20 protein-coding genes and 1 riboswitch are annotated in these 18,952 nt (G+C 62.4%); of the genes, 12 read left to right on the plus strand and 8 right to left on the minus strand.

Going from position 1 to position 18,952, the window contains the following annotated elements:
* The first annotated feature begins 75 nt into the window (after positions 1-75).
* Positions 76-264 carry a hypothetical protein gene (locus N2A41_RS30915; RefSeq protein WP_003547852.1) on the plus strand — a complete coding sequence of 63 codons (189 nt, stop codon included), beginning with the start codon at positions 76-78 and terminating at the stop codon, positions 262-264.
* Positions 265-313: 49 nt separating this feature from the next.
* On the opposite strand, the gene N2A41_RS30920 is transcribed toward N2A41_RS30915, so the two are convergent.
* Both N2A41_RS30920 and N2A41_RS30925 read right to left on the minus strand, forming a co-directional pair.
* A complete protein-coding gene (locus N2A41_RS30920; protein WP_162115321.1) occupies positions 314-754 on the minus strand; it encodes a DUF1810 domain-containing protein in 441 nt (146 codons plus the stop codon).
* 73 nt (positions 755-827) lie between these two features.
* Entirely contained in the window at positions 828-1,106 is a 279-nt protein-coding gene (locus N2A41_RS30925; RefSeq protein WP_017968391.1) for a hypothetical protein, read from the minus strand.
* Positions 1,107-1,382: 276 nt separating this feature from the next.
* Here N2A41_RS30925 and N2A41_RS30930 point away from each other — a divergent pair, with 276 nt between their 5' ends.
* Together N2A41_RS30930 and N2A41_RS30935 are read left to right on the plus strand one after the other, a co-directional pair.
* Positions 1,383-2,753, plus strand: a complete 1,371-nt coding sequence (locus tag N2A41_RS30930) for an amidase (protein WP_260111841.1) — start codon at positions 1,383-1,385, stop codon at positions 2,751-2,753.
* A gap of 66 nt (positions 2,754-2,819) precedes the next feature.
* Complete coding sequence (locus N2A41_RS30935) at positions 2,820-3,680, plus strand: sugar phosphate isomerase/epimerase family protein (protein WP_260111842.1); 861 nt, start codon at positions 2,820-2,822, stop codon at positions 3,678-3,680.
* A gap of 138 nt (positions 3,681-3,818) precedes the next feature.
* On the opposite strand, the gene betC is transcribed toward N2A41_RS30935, so the two are convergent.
* Positions 3,819-5,327, minus strand: a complete 1,509-nt coding sequence (gene betC, locus N2A41_RS30940; RefSeq protein ID WP_260111843.1) for a choline-sulfatase — start codon at positions 5,325-5,327, stop codon at positions 3,819-3,821.
* Positions 5,328-5,471: 144 nt separating this feature from the next.
* On the opposite strand from betC, the gene N2A41_RS30945 reads away from it, so the two are divergent.
* The 3 genes from N2A41_RS30945 to N2A41_RS30955 all read left to right on the plus strand — a co-directional run bounded on the left by N2A41_RS30945 (position 5,472) and on the right by N2A41_RS30955 (position 7,590).
* On the plus strand, positions 5,472-6,374 hold the full coding sequence (locus N2A41_RS30945) for a choline sulfate utilization transcriptional regulator (protein ID WP_170260461.1): 903 nt from the start codon (positions 5,472-5,474) through the stop codon (positions 6,372-6,374).
* A 120-nt stretch (positions 6,375-6,494) separates the two neighbouring features.
* A complete protein-coding gene (locus N2A41_RS30950; protein WP_026154593.1) occupies positions 6,495-6,698 on the plus strand; it encodes a hypothetical protein in 204 nt (67 codons plus the stop codon).
* A gap of 100 nt (positions 6,699-6,798) precedes the next feature.
* Positions 6,799-7,590: an HpcH/HpaI aldolase family protein gene (locus N2A41_RS30955; protein WP_162115326.1), complete on the plus strand. Its 792-nt coding sequence runs from the start codon at positions 6,799-6,801 to the stop codon at positions 7,588-7,590.
* A 3-nt stretch (positions 7,591-7,593) separates the two neighbouring features.
* Here N2A41_RS30955 and N2A41_RS30960 read toward each other — a convergent pair whose 3' ends face one another.
* From N2A41_RS30960 to N2A41_RS30980, 5 genes are all read right to left on the minus strand, one after another.
* Positions 7,594-8,274 (minus strand): spermidine synthase, encoded by a 681-nt coding sequence (locus N2A41_RS30960; RefSeq protein ID WP_170277703.1) that lies wholly within the window; start codon positions 8,272-8,274, stop codon positions 7,594-7,596.
* Between the two features lie 161 nt (positions 8,275-8,435).
* A complete protein-coding gene (thiD, locus tag N2A41_RS30965; RefSeq protein WP_260111844.1) occupies positions 8,436-9,245 on the minus strand; it encodes a bifunctional hydroxymethylpyrimidine kinase/phosphomethylpyrimidine kinase in 810 nt (269 codons plus the stop codon).
* Positions 9,242-9,877 carry a thiamine phosphate synthase gene (thiE, locus tag N2A41_RS30970; RefSeq protein ID WP_260111845.1) on the minus strand — a complete coding sequence of 212 codons (636 nt, stop codon included), beginning with the start codon at positions 9,875-9,877 and terminating at the stop codon, positions 9,242-9,244. Before thiE ends, thiD begins: the two co-directional genes overlap by 4 nt.
* Entirely contained in the window at positions 9,874-10,677 is an 804-nt protein-coding gene (gene thiM / locus N2A41_RS30975) for a hydroxyethylthiazole kinase (protein ID WP_260111846.1), read from the minus strand. Before thiM ends, thiE begins: the two co-directional genes overlap by 4 nt.
* Positions 10,678-10,727: 50 nt before the next feature.
* A riboswitch (TPP riboswitch) is annotated at positions 10,728-10,824 on the minus strand.
* A gap of 186 nt (positions 10,825-11,010) precedes the next feature.
* A complete protein-coding gene (locus N2A41_RS30980) occupies positions 11,011-11,595 on the minus strand; it encodes a DUF1349 domain-containing protein (RefSeq protein WP_260111847.1) in 585 nt (194 codons plus the stop codon).
* Between the two features lie 226 nt (positions 11,596-11,821).
* Between N2A41_RS30980 and N2A41_RS30985 the strand changes: the two genes are divergently transcribed.
* The 6 genes from N2A41_RS30985 (at position 11,822) to N2A41_RS31010 (ending at position 18,932) form a co-directional block, all read left to right on the plus strand.
* Positions 11,822-13,348 carry an ABC transporter substrate-binding protein gene (locus N2A41_RS30985; RefSeq protein ID WP_170279495.1) on the plus strand — a complete coding sequence of 509 codons (1,527 nt, stop codon included), beginning with the start codon at positions 11,822-11,824 and terminating at the stop codon, positions 13,346-13,348.
* Positions 13,349-13,428: 80 nt separating this feature from the next.
* Positions 13,429-14,370, plus strand: coding sequence for an ABC transporter permease (locus N2A41_RS30990; RefSeq protein ID WP_168340072.1), 942 nt, complete (start codon positions 13,429-13,431; stop codon positions 14,368-14,370).
* Entirely contained in the window at positions 14,370-15,239 is an 870-nt protein-coding gene (locus tag N2A41_RS30995; RefSeq protein ID WP_260111848.1) for an ABC transporter permease, read from the plus strand. Before N2A41_RS30990 ends, N2A41_RS30995 begins: the two co-directional genes overlap by 1 nt.
* Before the next feature lie 50 nt (positions 15,240-15,289).
* A complete protein-coding gene (locus N2A41_RS31000; protein WP_170261597.1) occupies positions 15,290-15,802 on the plus strand; it encodes a RidA family protein in 513 nt (170 codons plus the stop codon).
* A 68-nt stretch (positions 15,803-15,870) separates the two neighbouring features.
* Entirely contained in the window at positions 15,871-17,067 is a 1,197-nt protein-coding gene (locus N2A41_RS31005; RefSeq protein WP_260111849.1) for an aminotransferase class V-fold PLP-dependent enzyme, read from the plus strand.
* Between the two features lie 29 nt (positions 17,068-17,096).
* Entirely contained in the window at positions 17,097-18,932 is a 1,836-nt protein-coding gene (locus N2A41_RS31010; RefSeq protein WP_260111850.1) for an ABC transporter ATP-binding protein, read from the plus strand.
* Positions 18,933-18,952 lie beyond the last annotated feature (20 nt).

Raw genomic sequence — 18,952 nt, forward strand, 5'->3', positions numbered from 1 at the left:
GCAAGTGTGGGAGGGGAACCTTACTGCTTCCATGCCGTTTTCACACTAACCCGAGAGCGATGTGGAGGCAGGGAGATGAACTACGTCTATCTCAAACGCCTGTATGCCAAACGCGCCGAGCTCGAAGCCAAGCTGGAGCTCCATGATGCGCGCTATTGTTTCGGCGAGGAAGAAGTCGATGATGGCACCGACAGCGATCTGCGTCAGCGGTTGAGCGAGATTTCCGAGGAAATCGCTACGCTGGAGAGCAGGCCGGGCCGCTAACTGTTTCATTTTGGAACGTGTTCAGATTCCAGGCCGGCCTGGCCTAAAATCATCCTGTGCTGGCGCTAAGGATTTCCATCGTCCGAGCGTCGAATTTTCCCTGATAGAAATGCTCGATCACCCGGTGGAAGGGCGAACCATGGTCGCTGATCGCGGCAAACAAGGTCATCGACGAGCGCAGCTTGAGGTCGTCGGGTGAGCCCAGGATTTCGTGCGCCGATCGGCCGTTCACGGACAGGATCGCCTCGACGCAGCGCAGCAGCCGGCTTGAGAGAATGGGATCGGCGAGATAGGCGGCGGCTTCCTCGGCCGAGCGGATCGCATATTTTTCGGCCATCGCCGACGTGCCGAGACCGGCGATCTGCGGGAAGATGAACCACATCCAGTGGGACGTCTTGCGTCCGGCTTTCAGCTCTAAAAGCGCCTGTTCGTAGACGCCGTTTTGGGCATCGATGAACCGATCGAGATTATAGTCAATTTCACCGGCCATGGTCCTTTTCCCTTTTCCTGCTGTCGATGCAGCCTGGGCCAAGGTCTCCATGCCCGGCGAGCTAGCTTTCCTGTTAGCAGACCCTCTCAGCGTAGGGGCTGCTGTCGCGGCAATGGCCGTAGGCCGGATGCGGCGGCATGTTATCGCCGCCCGTGACGGCAATGGCCGATGTCGTCATCGGGTCCGTATTGCCGGAAGAATAGGCGGCAAAACCCGCAAAGCTCAAGAGAACCAGCGCTCCGACCACGACAATGCGCTCGAAGGCCGAAAGTTTCTGGGCGCTGACATGGTCTACATAATCACGCTCGCCTAAACCGGCTGTTTCGTCTTCTTTTACATGAAGGGTCACCATATCCTGGCGACGGGTCAAAGTTTCACAATCTGTCATTTTTAATTACTCCTGCAACACATGCGGAGCCGGTCTCTTAAGAGCAGACTCTTACCCTCGCGCCGAACCGCTTCCGCATGCGTGCAGCATGTGTGTCTTCGATCGTGGTAATTGAAGGGGCGATATTCAAACTCAGTGTTCAAAAAATCGTACCAATAAATGCAAAATATCGTGAACCTCTGGTTCACCGGAATGATCCGGGGTAGTCCAGAGAGGAACATCTTTTTTCTGGATAGTCCCATGAGCAAATCCTTCGGCGCGATGTCGGTCGCGCAGCTTTCCGTCCTCATTCAAGCTGGCGCGGCCGATCCGGTCGAGGTGGCGGAGGCGGTCTTCGATTCCATCGCGCATTATGCCGACAAGGCCGTCTTCACCACACTGCTCGAAAGCCGGGCGATGGCGGAGGCACGCGCTTCGTCGCGACGTCTGCGGGAGGGGCGCTCGCTTGGATTGCTGGACGGCATTCCGATCGCCTGGAAGGATCTTTTCGACATGGAAGGCTTGCCGACGACGGCCGGTTCCGTCGTACTGGCAAAGGATATGCCGGCCAAGCGCGATGCGGCTGTCGTCGCTTTGCTCAGGCAGGCGGGCATGGTCGCCGTCGGACGCACCAATATGAGCGAATTCGCCTTTTCCGGCCTCGGCATCAATCCGCATTACGGCACGCCGGTAAATCCGCGCGGCACTGATCTCCCGCGCATTCCGGGCGGCTCGTCCTCGGGCGCTGGTGTCGTCGTCGCTGCCGGATTGGTTCCGGTCGCCATTGGCACCGATACTGGCGGCTCGGTGCGTATTCCCGCCGCCTTGAACGGCATCGTCGGCTACAAGGCGACGCGTGGCCGCCACGCGATGGCAGGCGTCTATCCGTTGGCAAAGAGCCTGGATTCGCTAGGACCGCTCTGCCGCAACGTCACGGACGCGGTCTGGATCGATGCGGCGATGCGTGGCCTGACCGCGCCTGATGTCGTTGCGCATCCCCTGCAAGGGCTGGAACTCATCGTGCCTGAAAATGTCGTCTTCGACGGAGCGGAACCCGGCGTCGTCGCCGCGTTCGAGGCGGCTTTGGAACGTCTTCAAAAGGCCGGCGCCAAGGTTGCCCGCACCGTCATCCCCGCCTTCGACGAAATCTTCGAGCTGATGACGAGATATGGTCCGCTGGTCACGGCGGAGGCTTTCGCACTTCATCAGGAACGCTTGGCCGGACCGGACGCGGACAGGATGGATCACCGTGTCGTCTTGCGTACCCGTCTCGGAAGCAAGACGACGCTGCCCGATTACCTCAGAATCCTCGAGGCGCGCAGCCGCCTGATCGCCGATGTCGAGCTCCTGGTCGGCGACCGGCTGCTCGCCTTTCCCACTGTCGCCCATGTCGCGCCGCCGATCGGGCCGCTGGTGCAGGATGACGAGCTGTTCTTCGCGACGAACAACAAGATGTTGCGCAACACCGCGCTCGGCAATTTCCTCGACTGGTGCGGCGTTTCCATTCCGTGCGGCACCGGCGAGGCTGGCATGCCTGTTGGACTGCTGCTTTCCGCCACGGCCCATCGCGATGAGGCGCTCCTGGGGATCGCCCTTGCCGCCGAGCCGGTCATCCGCGACGACTTTGCCTGAATTGGCAATTGAACCGCCGGGAATTAGTTGCCATTGATGGCGTGAGGAGATCCCGGAGGAAAGCAAGTGCAGGTTTTGCAAAACGGACGTTTCGCGGTTTCGACATGGTCGCTGCATCGGCTGCTTGGCGCCGTTCACGCCTATAGTCCCGATCCCGACAAAAGCGCTGCGCCGAAAGAGCCCTATGGCCCAGGCGGCGCGGTGCTGATCGACGTGCCGGCGGCGCTTACGGCACGTGGCGTCAACCGGCTGGAGGTCTGTTCCTTCCATCTGCCGAGCCTCGACGCCGCCTATATAAGCGAATTGCGCGAGGCGATGGCGGCCTCGAACGTGTTGTTCCAGACGCTGCTGGTCGAGGACGGCGATCCGAGCCATCCCGAGACCGCCGAACGCGACGTCAGATGGATGGCGGAGTGGATCGACATCGCTGCAGCCCTCGGGGCGCAGAGGATGCGCGTCATAGCCGGCAAGCAGAAGCCGACGGAAGAAAACCTCGCCCGCGCCGCCCGCCATCTGAACTGGCTGGCCGAAAAGGCGGAAGGCAGCGGCGTGCGTGTCGTCGTCGAGAACTGGTTCGACCTGCTGCCGTCCCCCGTCGAGATGAACTGGCTGCTGGACCGGCTGGATGGCAGGGTCGGCCTCAACGGTGACCTCGGCAACTGGGCGGCGCCGGCGAAATATCAGGGCCTTGCCGATATCATGGGCCGGGCGGAAATCTGCCATGCCAAGGCCGATTACGGCGTTAGCGGCCTCGAAGCCGAGGACTACCGCACGTGCCTGGAGATGTGCGAGAGGGCCGGTTATGCCGGTCCCTTCACGCTGATCTACGACTCGTCCTTCTTCCCGGATGAATGGGACGGCATCCTGCTGCAAAAGACGTTCATCGAGGATTTCCTGCGCGAGTCGCCGGCGCGCAGGACGGCTTAAATCAGAAGCACTTCTCGCTCATCCCTAGAGCATGATGCCGAAAAAGTATGAGCGGTTTTCGGACGACATCATGCTCTAACGACATAATGTAGAACAGGATTCAGATTTTAGGCCGACCCGGCCTAAAATCATCCTGTTCTAGCGCGGGAACCTTTGGTTTTCCTCCAGCACGTTCAGATCCATGTGATTGCGCATGTAGCGTTCCGAGGCTTTCTGCAACGGCTGATAGTCCCATGGATAATAGGCCCCATTGCGCAGCGCCGCGTAAACCACCCAGCGGCGCGCCTGGCTTTCGCGCACGGCTGCGTCGAAATCGGCAAGGTTCCAGCGCCGGCCGGCCTGTTCGACAAGCCTTGCCAAAATCTCGGCATGCGCCGGATCGGCCGCCAGATTGTCGAGCTCCTGCGGATCGGCCTCGAGATTAAACAGCATCGGCGGGTCCTTCTCGCAAAGCGAGAGTTTGTATCGTCCGTCCCGGATACAGACGAGCGGCGCCTCGGAACCCTCTGCGGCATATTCCATCGGGACCGGGCCGCGGCTGCCGGTGCCTTGGGCAAGCGCTGCGAGATTCTCGCCCTCGGTCCATGGCTTCAGCGAGGCGATATCGATCCCGGCAAGTCCTGCCAGCGTCGGCGTCACGTCGAGCGTGGAGACGGGCTGGTCGATCCGTCTGGCCTTCCAGCCGGGTGCTGCAATCATCAGCGGAACGCGGGCCGATCCTTCGAAGAAGTTCATCTTGAACCAGAGGCCGCGATCGCCGAGCATGTCGCCATGGTCGGAGGCGAAGAGGACGATGGTGTTTTCAGCCATGCGGCTCCGTTCCAGGACGCCAAGAATGTCGCCGATCTTCTCGTCGACATAGGAGATATTGGCGAAATAGCCGCGCCTTGCCCGCCTGATCTGCTCATCGCTGATGTCGAAAGCATCGTGATCGCAGGCTATCATCAGGCGCTGAGAGTGCGGGTCCTGGCGCTCGAAGGCAATCGGCGCTACCGCCGGGTCAAGTGCCGGGCAATCCTCATAGAGGTCCCAGAATTTGCGGCGCGCGACATAGGGGTCGTGCGGATGGGTGAAGCTGACGGTCAGGCACCAGGGGCGCTCGTCGTGTCCGCGCGAGAGATCGAACAGCTTGCGGGCGGCGTGGTAGGCGACCTCGTCGTCATACTCCATCTGGTTGGTGATCTCGGCAATGCCGGCGCCGGTGACCGAACCCAGATTGTGATACCACCAGTCTATGCGTTCGCCGGGCTTGCTATAATCCGGCGTCCAGCCGAAGTCGGCCGGGTAGATGTCCGTCGTCAGACGCTCCTCGAAACCATGCAACTGGTCGGGGCCGACGAAATGCATCTTGCCGGAAAGTGCGGTCTGGTACCCGGCCGCGCGCAGGTGATGCGCATAGGTCGGCATGTCAGAGGCAAATTCCGCCGCATTGTCATAGACGCGGGTTCGGCTTGGCAATTGTCCGGACATGAAGGAGGCCCGCGCCGGTGCGCAGAGCGGGCTTGCGGTATAGGCGTTGGTGAAACGCACGGAACGCTCCGCCAATGATTTCAGATGCGGCGCATGCAGAAAATCGGCCGGGCCATCGGGAAAGAAAGTGCCATTCAACTGATCGACCATCAGGATGAGAATATTCGGACGCGCCATGTGAAATTGTCTCCTGTGGTCTCAAAGGCCGGGAAGGTCCCGCTGAGGCGCACGTCGCCCCTTGCTATTTGCAGATCTTATCAAAGCCAGTATTGTCATGCCTGTAAAGCTGGCTTTTTTCGATAGTTGCCAAAAGGAATTTTTATGCGAGATCGCCCGCCTGAGCTGGGATCGATGCGCATCTTTACGGAGGTCGCAAGGCTCGGCAGCTTTTCGGCCGCAGCGGCAGGTCTCGGCCTTACGCAGCCGGCCGTCAGCTATCAGATTCGGCGGCTGGAAGAGCAGTTCGGCGTTGCCCTGCTGCGCCGCCAACACCGCGGCGTCGAGTTGACCGCGGAGGGGGAGCGGCTTTTCCAGGTCGCGGCCAAGGCGGTCGGTGACATCGATGCCCTGGCGCGCAGTTTCCGCACTGAGGCTCAAAGGCCGGTCGTCAGACTGAGAACCGACTATGCTTTTTCAGCGCTTTGGCTGATCCCGCGCATGCACGGCTTTCGCCTGCTTCACCCCGAAACGGATATACAGATCGTCGCCACCCAGAGGCTTGAGCCCGGCCTTCGTGACGACGCCGATGTGGTTGTGGTTTTCGGGACGCGGGCGGAATTCGGCGCCATCGGATCGCTTCTGCTGCAGGAAAAGGTCGTGCCCGTCTGCACGCGAGGCTTTCTCGATCGCAACGGCCCGTTCGACGATCCGCAGCAGCTTGCCAAAGCGATCCTGATCCATCTCGACTCGCCAATGCCATCGCCCTGGTTCGACTGGCGAAGCTATTTTGCCGAATTCTCCGTCATTCGCGATCTCCATGCCGGCCGCGGCGATGTCAGTTTCAACACCTATTCGCTGGTCGTCCAGGCCGCTCTCAGCGAGCAGGGCGTGGCGATCGGCTGGATGGGCCTGGTCGATACGCTTCTCTCCACACATATGCTGGTGGAAGCCGGGCGGCCGCTCGAGGCACCCGACCGCGGATACTGGCTGATACCGCCGCGATCGGCAAATATTCACAGCGAGAGGCTCAGCACCTGGCTGGTGGATGAAGTCGGCAGGACATGACATTCGGACCGAGGCCGGCGCGTCATTGCATCGCGAATATGCTAGCGCTCAGGAGAGAAGCCTTGTCATGACTGGCGTCGATCGACATTGTGGCATCGATTCATAAGGAAGGGCCGAAACATGTCGCGAACCGTCGGATACATCGTTGGACTGCTCATGATCCTCCTGGGACTGATCTGGATCGCCCAGGGAAGCGGCTATTTTCCCTATCCCGCGTCCAGTTTCATGATCAACCAAAGCATCTGGGTTCTCTGGGGAAGCATCATGGTCGTCGCCGGGCTCGCTGTGACAATTATTATTTCACGGCTGCGCCGGAGAGGATGAGCCGGCAACCCGTGCACGGCTTTGAGGGAATTCGGCATCGACGAGTTCCTCGAGGTGAAATATCTGGCCGCTGGCGGCCTGTCGAATTGAGGAGAATGGCATGAGCGCAGCTGATATCGACGGATTTGCGGACAGGATCAGGCAGCACCGGGGCGGCATGATCTCCGCCTGGATCGGTATTCCCGACGCTACGCTCGCCAATCACCTGGCGCAGGAGGCCTTCGACACCATCGTGCTGGATATGCAGCACGGCATGTGGGACATGCCCTCGGCAGCGAACGCCGTTGCCCAGGTGCGCCTTGCCGGCAAGCCGGCGCTGGCGCGCATTCCGGTCGGTGATTTCGCGTCCGCCTCGCGCCTGCTCGATGCCGGCGCCTCTGGCATCATCGCGCCAATGATCAATTCGGCCGAAGACGCGCAAGCCTTCGTCAAGACCACCAAATACCCGCCTCTCGGCGAACGCAGCTGGGGACCGTCGCTGGCGCTCAACCATACAGGCCTGTCGGCCGATGATTATCTGAAGAACGCCAATGCGCTCACCGTCGCCGTCGCCATGATCGAGACCCGGGCAGCCCTCGAGGCGATTGACGGCATCCTCGGCGTTGCCGGCATCGATGGCATTTTCATCGGCCCTTCCGACCTTTCGATCGCGCTGTCGAACGGCGATCAGGTGGCGCCGAACGCCGCCGAGATCGACAGCGCCATGCAGCATGCGGTTTCGCGCTGCCGTGCCCATGGCAAATTCGCCTGCGCCTTCGCCGGTGACGGCGAGCGGGCTGGCGAACTGCTGAAGTTCGGCTTCGATCTGGTCATTGCCGGCGCCGAGACCGCGCAGTTGCGCTCCGGCGCCCGCCGCGCCATCAATGCCGCCCGCAGGATCGCTTCTGCTTGAGCGTCATTTCACCGATTTGACGGCCAGCCAGATGACGTGGCGGGCGCCGCCGCGTTTGCCGTTGGCGCGCGTGTTGACCGCATCGACGGAAAAACCGCTATCCTTGAGACGCCGCGTGAAATCCGGGTCCGGACCGGACGACCAAACGGCGAGCACGCCGCCTGGGCGCAACGCGTCGCCGGCGGCGCGAAGGCCGGCAAAATCGTAGAGCCGGTCGTTGGATTTGCGGGTCAGGCCATCAGGACCGTTATCGACATCGAGCAGAATGGCGTCATAGGCGGCCTTGCCGGTGCGGATCGCGTCGCCGACATCGCCCTGATGGATGCCGACCCGCGGATCGTCGAGACAGCCCTTGAAGACCTCGGCCATCGGCCCGCGTGCCCAGGCGACGACGGCCGGCACCAGTTCGGCGACGGTGACGCCGGCATCTTCGGGAAGGACGGCGAGGGCGGCGCGCAGGGTGAAGCCCATGCCGAGGCCGCCGATCAGGATCCGCGGCTTCGGGTGCGCCTTGATCCGATCCCAGGAAAGGGTCGCCAGTGCCTCCTCCGAGCCGCTGAGACGGCTGTTCATCAGCTCGTTGGCGCCGAGCATGATCGAGAACTCGCTGCCGCGCCGCTTCAGCCGCAATTCGCCGTATTCACCGGGAATGGTCGCGGAATCGAGCTGGATCCATGGCAGCATGACGGCTTCGCCTCTTATGAAAGGGACTGTCCCCTAGCATAGGGCAGGCGACGAGGCCAGCAAGCCGCTTCAGATCATCCGCACCGACGGGTCCGCCCAGCTCTTGTAAAGCTCGCCCAATGGCCGGCCGTTTCGGTCGGCATGTTTGGTTGAGCGAGTGCCTATTCGCCGCCTTTCCAGAGTGCATGAAAATGCTGGACAGGTCCATGGCCGGAGCCGACGGTGAGGTAGCCGGCAGCCGCGACCGCGCCGGCGAGGTAATCCTTGGCGATGGCGACGGCCTCCCGCGCCGAAGCGCCCTTGGCAAGCTCGGCCGCCAGCGCGCTGGACAGCGTGCAGCCGGTGCCGTGGGTGTTCTTGGTCGGCACGCGCCTGGCTTCGAACCAGTGCAGACCGGCGGCGGTAGCAAGCACGTCAGGGCTCTCGTCGCTGTCGAGATGGCCGCCCTTGACCAGCACCGCGACCGGGCCAAGCGCCAGCAGGCGCTCGGCCTGCGCCGCCATGTCAGCGCGGTTTGTCGCGACCGGCTGGTGCAGCAGGGCGGCGGCTTCCGGCAGGTTCGGAGTCAGAAGCGTGGCAAGCGGCAGCAGCCGGCGGGTCAGGACGTCGACCGCTTCGGGCGCCAGTAGGGCGGCTCCACCCTTGGCGATCATGACAGGGTCGATGACGATCGGAATGTCGCGGTGGTCGGTCAGCGCACCGGCAACGGCGTCGGCGATGCCGGCATTGGCGATCATGCCGATCTTGACGGCATCGACGCGCACATCGGCAAAGACGGCATTGATCTGATCGGCGACGAATTGCGGCGGCACCAGATGCACGCCGCTCACCCCTTGCGTGTTCTGCGCCGTCAGCGCGGTCAGCACCGCCATGCCGTAGACGCCGCGGGCGGAAAAGGCCTTGAGGTCGGCCTGGATGCCGGCGCCGCCGGAGGGATCGGAGCCGGCGATCGAGAGAACGTTGCGGATCATGCGCGGGCCTTTCGAATTTCTGCGGCGATGCGGCGGGTGGCCGCTTCGGGGTCGGGCGAACCGCAGATGGCGGAGACGACGGCAAGCCCCCGGGCGCCGGCGGCGAACACCTGGCCGACATGATCTACCTTGAGCCCGCCGATCGCGACGGATGGCACCGGCGAGGCCTTGACCAGCCTTGCAAGGCCGTCAAAGCCGATCGGCTGCTTGTGATCGGCCTTGGTCGGTGTCGCAAACACCGGCCCGACGCCGGTATAGTCGACCAAGCCAGGATCGACGGCGTTCGCAAGCGCCTCGCTCTCGACCGACAGGCCAAGGATCATCTCGGCACCGACCATGGCCCGCGCTCTGCGCGCATCCATATCCTCCTGGCCGATGTGCAGGCCATCGGCGCCGATGGCGATGGCCGCCTCGACGTCATCGTTGACGATGAGAAGCGCGCCCGTCCCATCCAGCGCCTGTTTCAAGGCGCGGCCGGTCTCGATCATCCTGATGGTGCCGGCATTTTTGTCACGCAACTGCACCATGGTGGCGCCGCCGGCAACGGCAAGGCGCGCTGTTTCGACCATGCCGATCCCGGCGCAGAGATCGGGGTCGAGGACGAGATAGAGCGAAAGGTCGAAAGCCTTCATGCGGCTGATATCCTTGCCCGGGCATCCAGCGTTTCGGCGTCGAGCGCGGCCAGCGCATCGAGGAAGCGCCAGGAGAAGGAGCCGGGGCCGGCCGCCCCAAGGGCGGCCTCCTCGCCGGCGATGGCGAAGGTTGCAAGGGCTGCGACCGTCGCGCCGAAGATATCCTGAGGTGCCGTCGCGGCAAAGGCGCCGACGAGGCAGGTGAGCGAGCAGCCGAGTGCCGTGACCTGCGGCATCAGGACCGATCCGCCTTCGATGCGCACGGCCCGCTCGCCGTCGGTGACGAAATCCACGGCGCCGGTTACGGCGATGACCGCCCGCTGCCGCTCGGCAAGCCATCGCGCCGAACCTTCCGCTTGCTCGACCGGGTCGCGGCTGTCGACCCCCTGGCCGCGGCTTTCTCCGCCGGCAAGCGCGATGATCTCGGACGCGTTGCCGCGGATGATGGTTGGGCGCAGCGCCAGCAGTTCGGCGACCGCATTGCGGCGGAAGGCGGTGGCATAATGGGCGACCGGATCGAGCACCCAGGGTTTGCCGGCTGATGTCGCCGCCTTCGCAGCCGCCTGCATGCCGTCGATCCATTGCGTCGACAGCGTGCCGATATTGATTGTCACAGCGCTGGCGATCGCGGCGAATTCGCCGGCTTCTTCCGCGGCATGCACCATGGCGGGCGAGGCGCCTGATGCAAGCAGGACATTCGCGGCGATGTTCATGGCGACGTAATTGGTGATGCACTGAACGAGCGGCGGCTTCTCGCGCATCGCCTTCAGCATCGCTCCTGGTGTGGTCCTGGTCTGCATATGGCCCCTTTCAGGCGGGGGCGGGCACGGGGCGGTTCATGCGGACGGTGCCGCGGCCCCGAGCGACTCCCTCCGCCGGCATTATCCGGTTCAGGTTCGAAGGGTGCTTCTCAGCCCGTCTGTCGACGAACGCCCCTGTCTCTCATCACGCCCTTTTTCGCAGAGAACGGGGCGGATGTCATCTCGAAAATGACAGTCCTGCGGCTGCGCCGCGCGATGACGATGAACGATTTTAAGAGATGCGCACCCCGCGGATAATCTCTGCCGGGGTGCCTCTTGGACTCCACTATCTGGATTCGTATATTGCCGTCGAGAATACGACATCGAAATCCGCTAGCTCAAGTCATGAAGATCGGTGGTAATCGCCGGCCCAATCGAAAACTCCGAAAACCGCACCCTCAGCCCGCTGCGCTCCGGCGTGCAGGCGGTCGGGCCGACTTCGTAGCGCTCGGCAGCCGGGAGGGGCGCTAACCGCAGTAGCGGCCAGCGGCGTCCGTCGCGTGAAGCCTGGATGCGCATCGCGCCGTTGGCGACCGTCACGCGGATGCGGAAATCTTCCAATTCGCGGAAGGGCTGAGCGACGGACCAGTCGGATTTGCCGTCGGTGACGACGGTGCTGAGGAAGGCTTCGCCGTCGGTGAACTCGACGCCTGTTTTCATCCAGCGTTTCTCGTCGATGCGCACCATCAGGCCGGCCTGGTCGTAGAGGGTGCGGAATTCGCCCTGGACGCGGATCTGCGCGGTGAAGCCGTCGGTGGTGGGAAAGGCGAGGAAATGGCCGCTGTCGCGGGTGAAGCCGTAATGGGTTTCTCGCCAGAAATCGGTTTTCTCATCGGTGGTCAAGGTAAGGCCGGCTTCGTTCGCCTGCCAGTGTGCGGGCTCGTTCAGCCATTTGCCGTCATTGAAGTCGATGCTCATCCTGTTCTCCCGTTCCGTTGAAGCCTCACCGCAGGGCGATCGCCTCACCTTGGCATAATGCGCGGCCGTGGTGCAGGCCGGCGCAGCCGAAGATTGTGTGTTTTTCCGGCGTCCGGCTATCCGCCCTAGCATAATCCGTCGCTCGTGCTTGACAGGATCGATCCATCTCCTATTCTGTTACAAAAAGATGAATTACATAATTGTGGAACTAAACGGGAGCTCTCACATGAAAAGACTGGTCGCATTCCTTCTCGGCACTGCACTCGTCGCCCTGCCTTCGACACTCCTTGCCCAGGAAAAGGGTGGCGTCATCAACGTCGCGACGATTGGCGAACCGCCGACGCTCGATCCGATGTCGTCGACGGCCGATCTGGTCGGCATCGTCACGCAGCACATTTTCGAAACGCTCTACACCTTCGACAAGAGCTGGAACGTCACGCCGCTTCTGGCCGAAAGCCTGCCTGAGATCAGCGCCGACGGCAAAACCTATACGATCAAGCTCAGAACCGGCATCAAGTTCCACGACAATACCGATATGACCTCGGAAGATGTCGTCGCCTCGCTTGGCCGCTGGATGAAGATCGCTTCGCGCGGCAAGCAGGTGGCTGGCTTCATCGAATCCGTCACCGCCGTCGATCCGGCGACCGTCAAGATTGCGCTGAAGCAGCCCTATGCGCCGCTGACCTCGCTGCTTGCCTTCAACAATTCGGCCGCGATCATCATCCCGTCGGAAAAGCAGGACGAGCCGATGAAGGACTTCATCGGCACCGGTCCCTACATGCTGAAGGAGCGCAAGGCCGACCAGTATATCCAGCTCGTCCGTTTCGATGCCTATAAGTCACGCGAAGGCGACAGCAATGGTTATGGCGGCGCCCGTCATCAATATCTCGATGAGATCCGCTTCGTGCCGGTGCCGGATCCGAACACCCGCGTCGAAGCCGCTGTTTCCGGCCAGTATGATTATGTCGACTCGATCCCCGTCGAATCCTACGACAAGCTGAAGGCTTCGACCGCCTCGCAGCCGATCATCCTCAAGCCCTTCGGTTATCCGGTCTTCGTCTTCAACACGAAGGAAGGTATTGCCGGGAATGTCGAGGTCCGCAAGGCGATCCGCCAGGCGCTCAGCATGGAAGACATGCTGGCCGCCGCCTTCGGCAGCAAGGATTTCTATGCGCTCGACGGCGCGATCTATCCGAAGACCTTTGCCTGGTCGACCGATGCCGGCGTCGAAGGCGCTTATAATGTCGCCGATCCGGAAGGGGCGGCGGCCGCCGCCAAGAAGGCCGGCTATAATGGCGAGCCGATCCGCATCCTGACCAGCCGCCAGTACGAATTCCATTACAAGATGGCGCAGGTCGCCGCCGAATATCTGAAGCTTGCCGGCTTCACCGTCGATATGCAGGTTGTGGATTGGGCGACGCTGACGCAGCGGCGCACCGATCCGAAGCTCTGGGATATCTACATCACCCATAGCCCCTTCCTGCCGGAGCCGGCGCTGATCGGCTCGCTCTCGACCAGTTCGCCGGGCTGGTGGGATACGCCGGCCCGCAAGGCCGCCGTCGATGCCTTTACATCGGAAGTCGATCCGAAGAAGCGCGTGGCGCTCTGGGCCGATGTCCAGAAGGTGATCTATGCCGATGCACCCTTCATGAAGATCGGCGACTTCAACGCGGTTTCGGCGGAATCGACCAAGCTCGAAGGCGTCGATCCGGCTCCGTGGCCGTATTTCTGGAATGCTTCGATCAAGAAGTAAACATCGCCAGCGATACCGGCCCGTCGTGGCCGGTATCAGTCTTCTTTTTTGCAGCATCTGCAAGGGTTTGCCAGACGTTCATGATACGCTACATCCTCCAGCGCCTGTTCGGCATGATCGTCGTGATGTTTCTCGTCGTCACGATCGTCTTCGTCATCGTGCGTGTGACACCGGGAGATCCGGCCGCCGTCATGCTCGGGCCGGATGCGACGCCGCAGGATATTGCCGACCTCAGGTCCCGGCTCGGCCTCGATCAGTCGCTCGGCCTGCAATATGTCTATTATATCGGCCAGATGCTGAGAGGTGATCTCGGCCAGTCGATCTTCCTCAACATGCCCGTCACCTCGGCCTTGCTCGACCGCGCCGAGCCGACCTTCTTCCTGACTTTGTTTTCGCTCGCAATCGCCAGCATCATCGCCCTGCCGATCGGCATCTATGCCGCCTATCGGCGCGGTTCCTTCATCGATCAGGCGGCAACGACGCTCGCGATGTTTGCCGCCAGCATTCCAAGCTTCTGGCTCGGCCTGATCCTGATGCAGTTCTTCGCCGTCAGGCTGAACCTCTTCCCGGTCTCGGGTTATGGCGGTCCCGGCTCGACCTTCTTCGAGCGCATGTATCACCTGACGCTGCCTGCCTTTGCGCTCGGCATTGTCTCTTCGGCGCTGATCCTGCGCTTCACCCGCGCGTCGATGCTCGATGTGCTTGGCGACGATTATATCCGCACGGCCCGCGCCAAGGGGCTGATCGAGCGCCGGGTCATTCTCAAGCACGCTCTGAAGAATGCGCTGATCCCGATTCTGACGGTGATCGGTCTGACGGCAGCGGTGCTGATTTCGGGCGCCGTCGTCACCGAGACCGTCTTCGGCCTGCCGGGTGTCGGCAATCTCGTCGTCTCGGCGGTCCTGCGCCGCGACTATCCCGTCATCCAGGGGGCGCTGCTCGTCATCGCCGCCCTCTATGTGCTGATCAATTTTGCGATCGACATGCTCTATCTGCTGATCGATCCAAGGGTGCGCTACTGATGGCCGATATCGCAATCAAACCCGCGGAAGGCGAGGGCAGCAAATTCGCCAGGCGGCTGCTGAAGCGCAAGACGGTCGCCTTGGGCCTGCTGATCCTGACGATCTTCGTGCTTCTGGCGATCTTGGCGGCTCTTGTCGCGCCCTATTCGCCGTCGAAGCTTTCCATCGTCAACCGGCTGAAACCGCCGAGCGGCACCTTTGTCTTCGGCACCGACGAGTTCGGCCGCGACGTCTTCTCGCGCACGATCTTCGCCGGCCGCCTGTCGCTGCTCGTCGGTGTTGCGGTCGTGACCTTGTCGGCCGTGATCGGCGTAACGCTCGGTCTGCTTGCCGGCTTCTTCCAGAAGCTCGATACGCCGATCGCCCGGCTGATCGATGCGATGATGGCATTCCCCGATATTCTGCTGGCGATCGCGCTCGTCGCCGCCCTCGGCCCGTCGTTGACGACGGTGATCATCGCGCTGTCGATCGTCTATGCGCCGCGCCTTGCCCGGATCGTGCGCGCTTCGACGCTGGTCATTCGCGAGCTGCCCTATGTCGAGGCGGCGAGGGCGCTTGGCATTTCGACCTTCCATATCATGACCCGGCATGTGCTGCGCAATCTGCTGTCGCCGATCCTGGTGCAGGCGACGTTCCTTTTCGCCAGCGCCATGCTTGCCGAAGCCGGCCTGTCTTTCCTCGGCCTCGGCGTCAGCCCCGAAATCCCGACCTGGGGAACGATGATCGCCGCCGGCCGCCAGTATATCGGCCAGGCCGACTGGATGACGCTGTTTCCGGGCGTCGCCATCATCCTCTCCGTGCTGTCGCTGCAGATGGTCGGCGACGGCCTCAGGGACATGCTCGATCCGAGACTTCGCAAGGATCTTTAATCCGCCGACCAAGCGTCGGCCCAATCGAAATTCGCTAAATCGAAAATTGCATGACAGGAGTTTGCGTGAATCAGTTTCCCACCGCCGCCGGCAAGGTCGAGAACTCGCCTTACGAACGGCTTGCTGCCCTCGGCATAACGCTTCCGCCGCCGCCGCCGCCGATCGCCAATTTCGTCACGCACGTGATCGAAGGCAATATGCTCTACCTCTCCGGCCAGGGCCCGCGCGAGGCCGACGGCTTCCTGCATGCCGGCAAGGTCGGCGGTGGCATCAGTGTCGAGGGGGCCTATGGCCATGCGCGGCTGACCGGCATCAACCTGCTTGCCGTCATGCAGGATGCGCTCGGCGATCTCTCCCGGGTCAAGCGGGTGGTCAAGCTGCTCGGCATGGTCAATGCCGTGCCTGATTTCGAGGATCATCCGAGCGTCATCAACGGCTGCTCGGATCTGCTGATCGCAGTCTTCGGGCCGGCCGGCGAACATGCCCGCTCGGCCGTCGGCTTCGGCTCGCTGCCCGGCAACATCACCGTCGAGATCGAGGCGATCGTCGCCTTGCACGGCTGATGGAAGCTCGACACATTTGATCGACCGCCCCATGTTTCGTTTTTCGACCCAGAATCCTGGAGATCTCCATGTTCACTGATATCCGCCCGTCGCTTGGCCTTCGCCCTGTCATCAATGTATCGGGCACCATGACCAGCCTCGGCGCCTCGATCGTCGTTCCCGAAGCGATCAGCGCGATGGCATCGATCCTTCCGCACTTCGTCGAGATCAACGACCTGCAGCGCAAGGCAAGCGCCGTCATCGCAAGGCTGACCGGCGGCGAGGCGGGCTTCGTCACTGCCTCCTGCTCGGCCGGTATTTCGCTCGCCGTCGCCGGCGCGATCACCGGCAATAACCTGCTGGCGATCGAGAAGCTGCCGGATGTCGTGCCGGAGAAGAACGAAGTGCTGGTGCAGATGGGCCATGTGGTCAGCTACGGCGCCCCGGTCGACCAGGCGATCCGGCTTGCCGGCGGCAAGGTCGTGCTTGTCGGGCAGGCGACCTCGACGCATCGCTTCCACATGGAAAACGCCATCACCGACAAGACCGCCGCTGCCGTCTATGTCGTCTCCCACCATGTTGTCGATTACGGCCTGCTGAACCTCAAGGAATTCGTCGAGATTGCCCATGCCAAGGGCGTGCCCGTCATCGTCGATGCCGCCTCGGAATATGATCTCAGGATTTTCCTGGAGCAGGGGGCCGACATCGCCCTTTACTCCGGCCACAAATTCCTCGGCGGCCCGACCTCGGGCATCGTTGCCGGCAGAAAGGAGCTGGTGCGCCACGCCTTCCTGCAGAACATGGGCATCGGCCGCGGCATGAAGGTCGGCAAGGAGAGCATCTTCGGAGTCATGGCAGCACTTGAAGCATGGGAAAACCGCGACCATGCCGGCATCCGGGAACGCGAGACCGGCTATCTCAACCTGTGGAAGCGCACGCTCGACGGTCGCCCGGGCGTCACCGCGCTGATCGAGCCCGACCCGACCAACAATCCGCTCGATCGGCTGCGCCTGATCGTCGATCCTGAGCAAGCCCATATCACCGCCTGGGATTTGGCCGATGCGCTCGCCAAGGGCAGCCCGCCGATCATCGCGCGCGATCACGAGGTGGAGCACCGCTATTTCTACCTCGACCCGTGCAATCTGCACCCGGGCGAAGAGACGATTGTCGCGCAGCGCCTGGCGCAGGAACTCGATAAGGCGCGCGCCTCCAACGAGATCATCGCAACGCCGATCGAGAACCGTAGCAGGCACCGCTTCGACGGTGCGCTGCGCTGGCCGGATTGAACCACCGCTTACCCGCAAGAGGAACCACCATGGCCAGCGCCCAAACGCAACCGATCCAGACGACCACCGACGTTCTTTCCGTCGAAGGGCTGACGACATCCTTCCTGGTGGACGGCGTCTGGAAACCGGTGGTGCGCGACGTCTCCTTCACCGTCGCTCCGGCGGAAACGGTGGCGATCGTCGGCGAATCGGGCTCGGGCAAGAGCGTCACCTCGCTCTCGATCATGCGGCTGCTGCAGGCGGATACGAGCCGCGTCGAGGGCCGCGTCATGCTCGGTGGACGCGACCTTCTGGCATTGCCGGAAAATGCCATGCGGCAGGTTCGCGGCAACGAGGTGGCGATGATCTTCCAGGAGCCGATGACATCGCTCAATCCGCTCTTCACCATCGGCGACCAGATATCCGAAGCGCTGCTCTGCCATTCCGATATGAGCAGGGCCGATGCCAAAGCCGAGACGATAAGGCTGCTGGAAAAGGTCCGCATTCCCTCGGCCGCCTCGCGCTTCGGCGAATATCCGCATCGTTTCTCCGGCGGCATGCGCCAGCGGGTGATGATCGCCATGGCGCTTGCCAGCCGGCCGAAACTGTTGATCGCCGACGAGCCGACAACGGCGCTGGATGTGACGATCCAGGGCCAGATCCTCGATCTCATCAAGATGCTGCAGGACGAGGAGGGAACCTCCGTTCTGTTCATCACCCATGACATGGGCGTCGTTGCCGAGATCGCCGACCGGACGGTGGTGATGTATCGCGGCGAACAGGTGGAAAGCGGCGTTACCGCCGATATCTTCCACCGCGGCAAACATCCGTATACGAGAGCGCTACTGTCAGCCGTGCCGGTGCTCGGCTCGATGCAGGGCAGGCAAAGGCCGCTGCGCTTTCCCGTGGTCAATACCTCAACGGGTGAATCGGACATTCCCGCCGAGGTCACCGATACGGTGGCATTGACGCCAGTCCTGCAGGTGAAGAACCTCACCAAGCGCTTCGATATTCATTCCGGCCTGTTCGGCCGGCTGACCAGCCGGGTGCATGCCGTCGAAAACGTCTCATTCGATCTTCACGCTGGCGAGACGCTGTCGCTCGTCGGCGAATCCGGTTGCGGCAAATCGACGACCGGCCGCGCCATCATGCGCCTCATCGAGCCGCAGGCCGGTTCCGTTCTCGTCGAGGGCAGGGAGGTGCTCGGCCTCGACCGGAAGGACCTGCGCGAGATGCGCAAATCCGTGCAGATGATCTTCCAGGATCCCTTTGCCAGCCTCAATCCGCGCATGACGGTCGGCGCAGCTATCGCCGAACCCTATCTCGAGCACAGGATGGGCAACGCGAAACAGGCAAAGGATGTCGTCGCCGATCTGCTGGTGAAGGTCGGTCTGTCCTCGGATATGGCCGCCCGTTATCCGCATGAGTTTTCCGGCGGCCAGCGCCAACGCATCTGCATCGCCCGCGCGCTCGCCTTGCAGCCGAAGGTCATTGTCGCCGACGAAAGCGTCTCGGCGCTCGACGTCTCGATCAAGGCGCAGGTCATCAACCTGATGCTCGACCTGCAGCAGAGCCTCAACCTCGCCTTCCTGTTCATCTCGCACGACATGGCGGTGGTCGAGCGCGTCAGCCATCGCGTAGCGGTGATGTATCTCGGCGAGATCGTCGAGATCGGCCCGCGATCCGCGGTCTTCGAAAATCCGCAGCATCCCTATACGAAAAAACTCATCGCGGCAGTGCCGGTGCCGGATCCCAACCGTCGCCACGAAAAGCGGATGGTGGCGAATGACGAGATCAAGAGCCCAATGCGCCCGGTCGACTATCAGCCTGCAAGCACGTCTTATCGCGAAGTCGGGCCGGGCCACCTGGTCATGGCGGATCGCTAAGACTTGCCATCGCGTTTCGG

The sequence above is a fragment of the Rhizobium sp. SRDI969 genome, from assembly GCF_025152725.1.
Taxonomy (GTDB): domain Bacteria; phylum Pseudomonadota; class Alphaproteobacteria; order Rhizobiales; family Rhizobiaceae; genus Rhizobium; species Rhizobium leguminosarum_I.

What these genes read in the sequence shown, in the direction of transcription:
- N2A41_RS30945 (WP_170260461.1), top strand. Translation starts at nt 5,472, where the DNA reads ATGCGAGATCGCCCGCCTGAGCTGGGATCGATGCGCATCTTTACGGAG.
- N2A41_RS30915 (WP_003547852.1), top strand. Translation starts at nt 76, where the DNA reads ATGAACTACGTCTATCTCAAACGCCTGTATGCCAAACGCGCCGAGCTC.
- N2A41_RS30995 (WP_260111848.1), top strand. Translation starts at nt 14,370, where the DNA reads ATGGCCGATATCGCAATCAAACCCGCGGAAGGCGAGGGCAGCAAATTC.
- N2A41_RS30980 (WP_260111847.1), bottom strand. Translation starts at nt 11,595, where the DNA reads ATGAGCATCGACTTCAATGACGGCAAATGGCTGAACGAGCCCGCACAC.
- N2A41_RS30955 (WP_162115326.1), top strand. Translation starts at nt 6,799, where the DNA reads ATGAGCGCAGCTGATATCGACGGATTTGCGGACAGGATCAGGCAGCAC.
- N2A41_RS31000 (WP_170261597.1), top strand. Translation starts at nt 15,290, where the DNA reads ATGACAGGAGTTTGCGTGAATCAGTTTCCCACCGCCGCCGGCAAGGTC.
- thiE (WP_260111845.1), bottom strand. Translation starts at nt 9,877, where the DNA reads ATGAAGGCTTTCGACCTTTCGCTCTATCTCGTCCTCGACCCCGATCTC.
- N2A41_RS31005 (WP_260111849.1), top strand. Translation starts at nt 15,871, where the DNA reads ATGTTCACTGATATCCGCCCGTCGCTTGGCCTTCGCCCTGTCATCAAT.
- thiD (WP_260111844.1), bottom strand. Translation starts at nt 9,245, where the DNA reads ATGATCCGCAACGTTCTCTCGATCGCCGGCTCCGATCCCTCCGGCGGC.
- N2A41_RS30930 (WP_260111841.1), top strand. Translation starts at nt 1,383, where the DNA reads ATGAGCAAATCCTTCGGCGCGATGTCGGTCGCGCAGCTTTCCGTCCTC.
- N2A41_RS30950 (WP_026154593.1), top strand. Translation starts at nt 6,495, where the DNA reads ATGTCGCGAACCGTCGGATACATCGTTGGACTGCTCATGATCCTCCTG.
- N2A41_RS30990 (WP_168340072.1), top strand. Translation starts at nt 13,429, where the DNA reads ATGATACGCTACATCCTCCAGCGCCTGTTCGGCATGATCGTCGTGATG.
- N2A41_RS30925 (WP_017968391.1), bottom strand. Translation starts at nt 1,106, where the DNA reads ATGGTGACCCTTCATGTAAAAGAAGACGAAACAGCCGGTTTAGGCGAG.
- betC (WP_260111843.1), bottom strand. Translation starts at nt 5,327, where the DNA reads ATGGCGCGTCCGAATATTCTCATCCTGATGGTCGATCAGTTGAATGGC.
- N2A41_RS31010 (WP_260111850.1), top strand. Translation starts at nt 17,097, where the DNA reads ATGGCCAGCGCCCAAACGCAACCGATCCAGACGACCACCGACGTTCTT.
- N2A41_RS30960 (WP_170277703.1), bottom strand. Translation starts at nt 8,274, where the DNA reads ATGCTGCCATGGATCCAGCTCGATTCCGCGACCATTCCCGGTGAATAC.
- thiM (WP_260111846.1), bottom strand. Translation starts at nt 10,677, where the DNA reads ATGCAGACCAGGACCACACCAGGAGCGATGCTGAAGGCGATGCGCGAG.
- N2A41_RS30985 (WP_170279495.1), top strand. Translation starts at nt 11,822, where the DNA reads ATGAAAAGACTGGTCGCATTCCTTCTCGGCACTGCACTCGTCGCCCTG.
- N2A41_RS30920 (WP_162115321.1), bottom strand. Translation starts at nt 754, where the DNA reads ATGGCCGGTGAAATTGACTATAATCTCGATCGGTTCATCGATGCCCAA.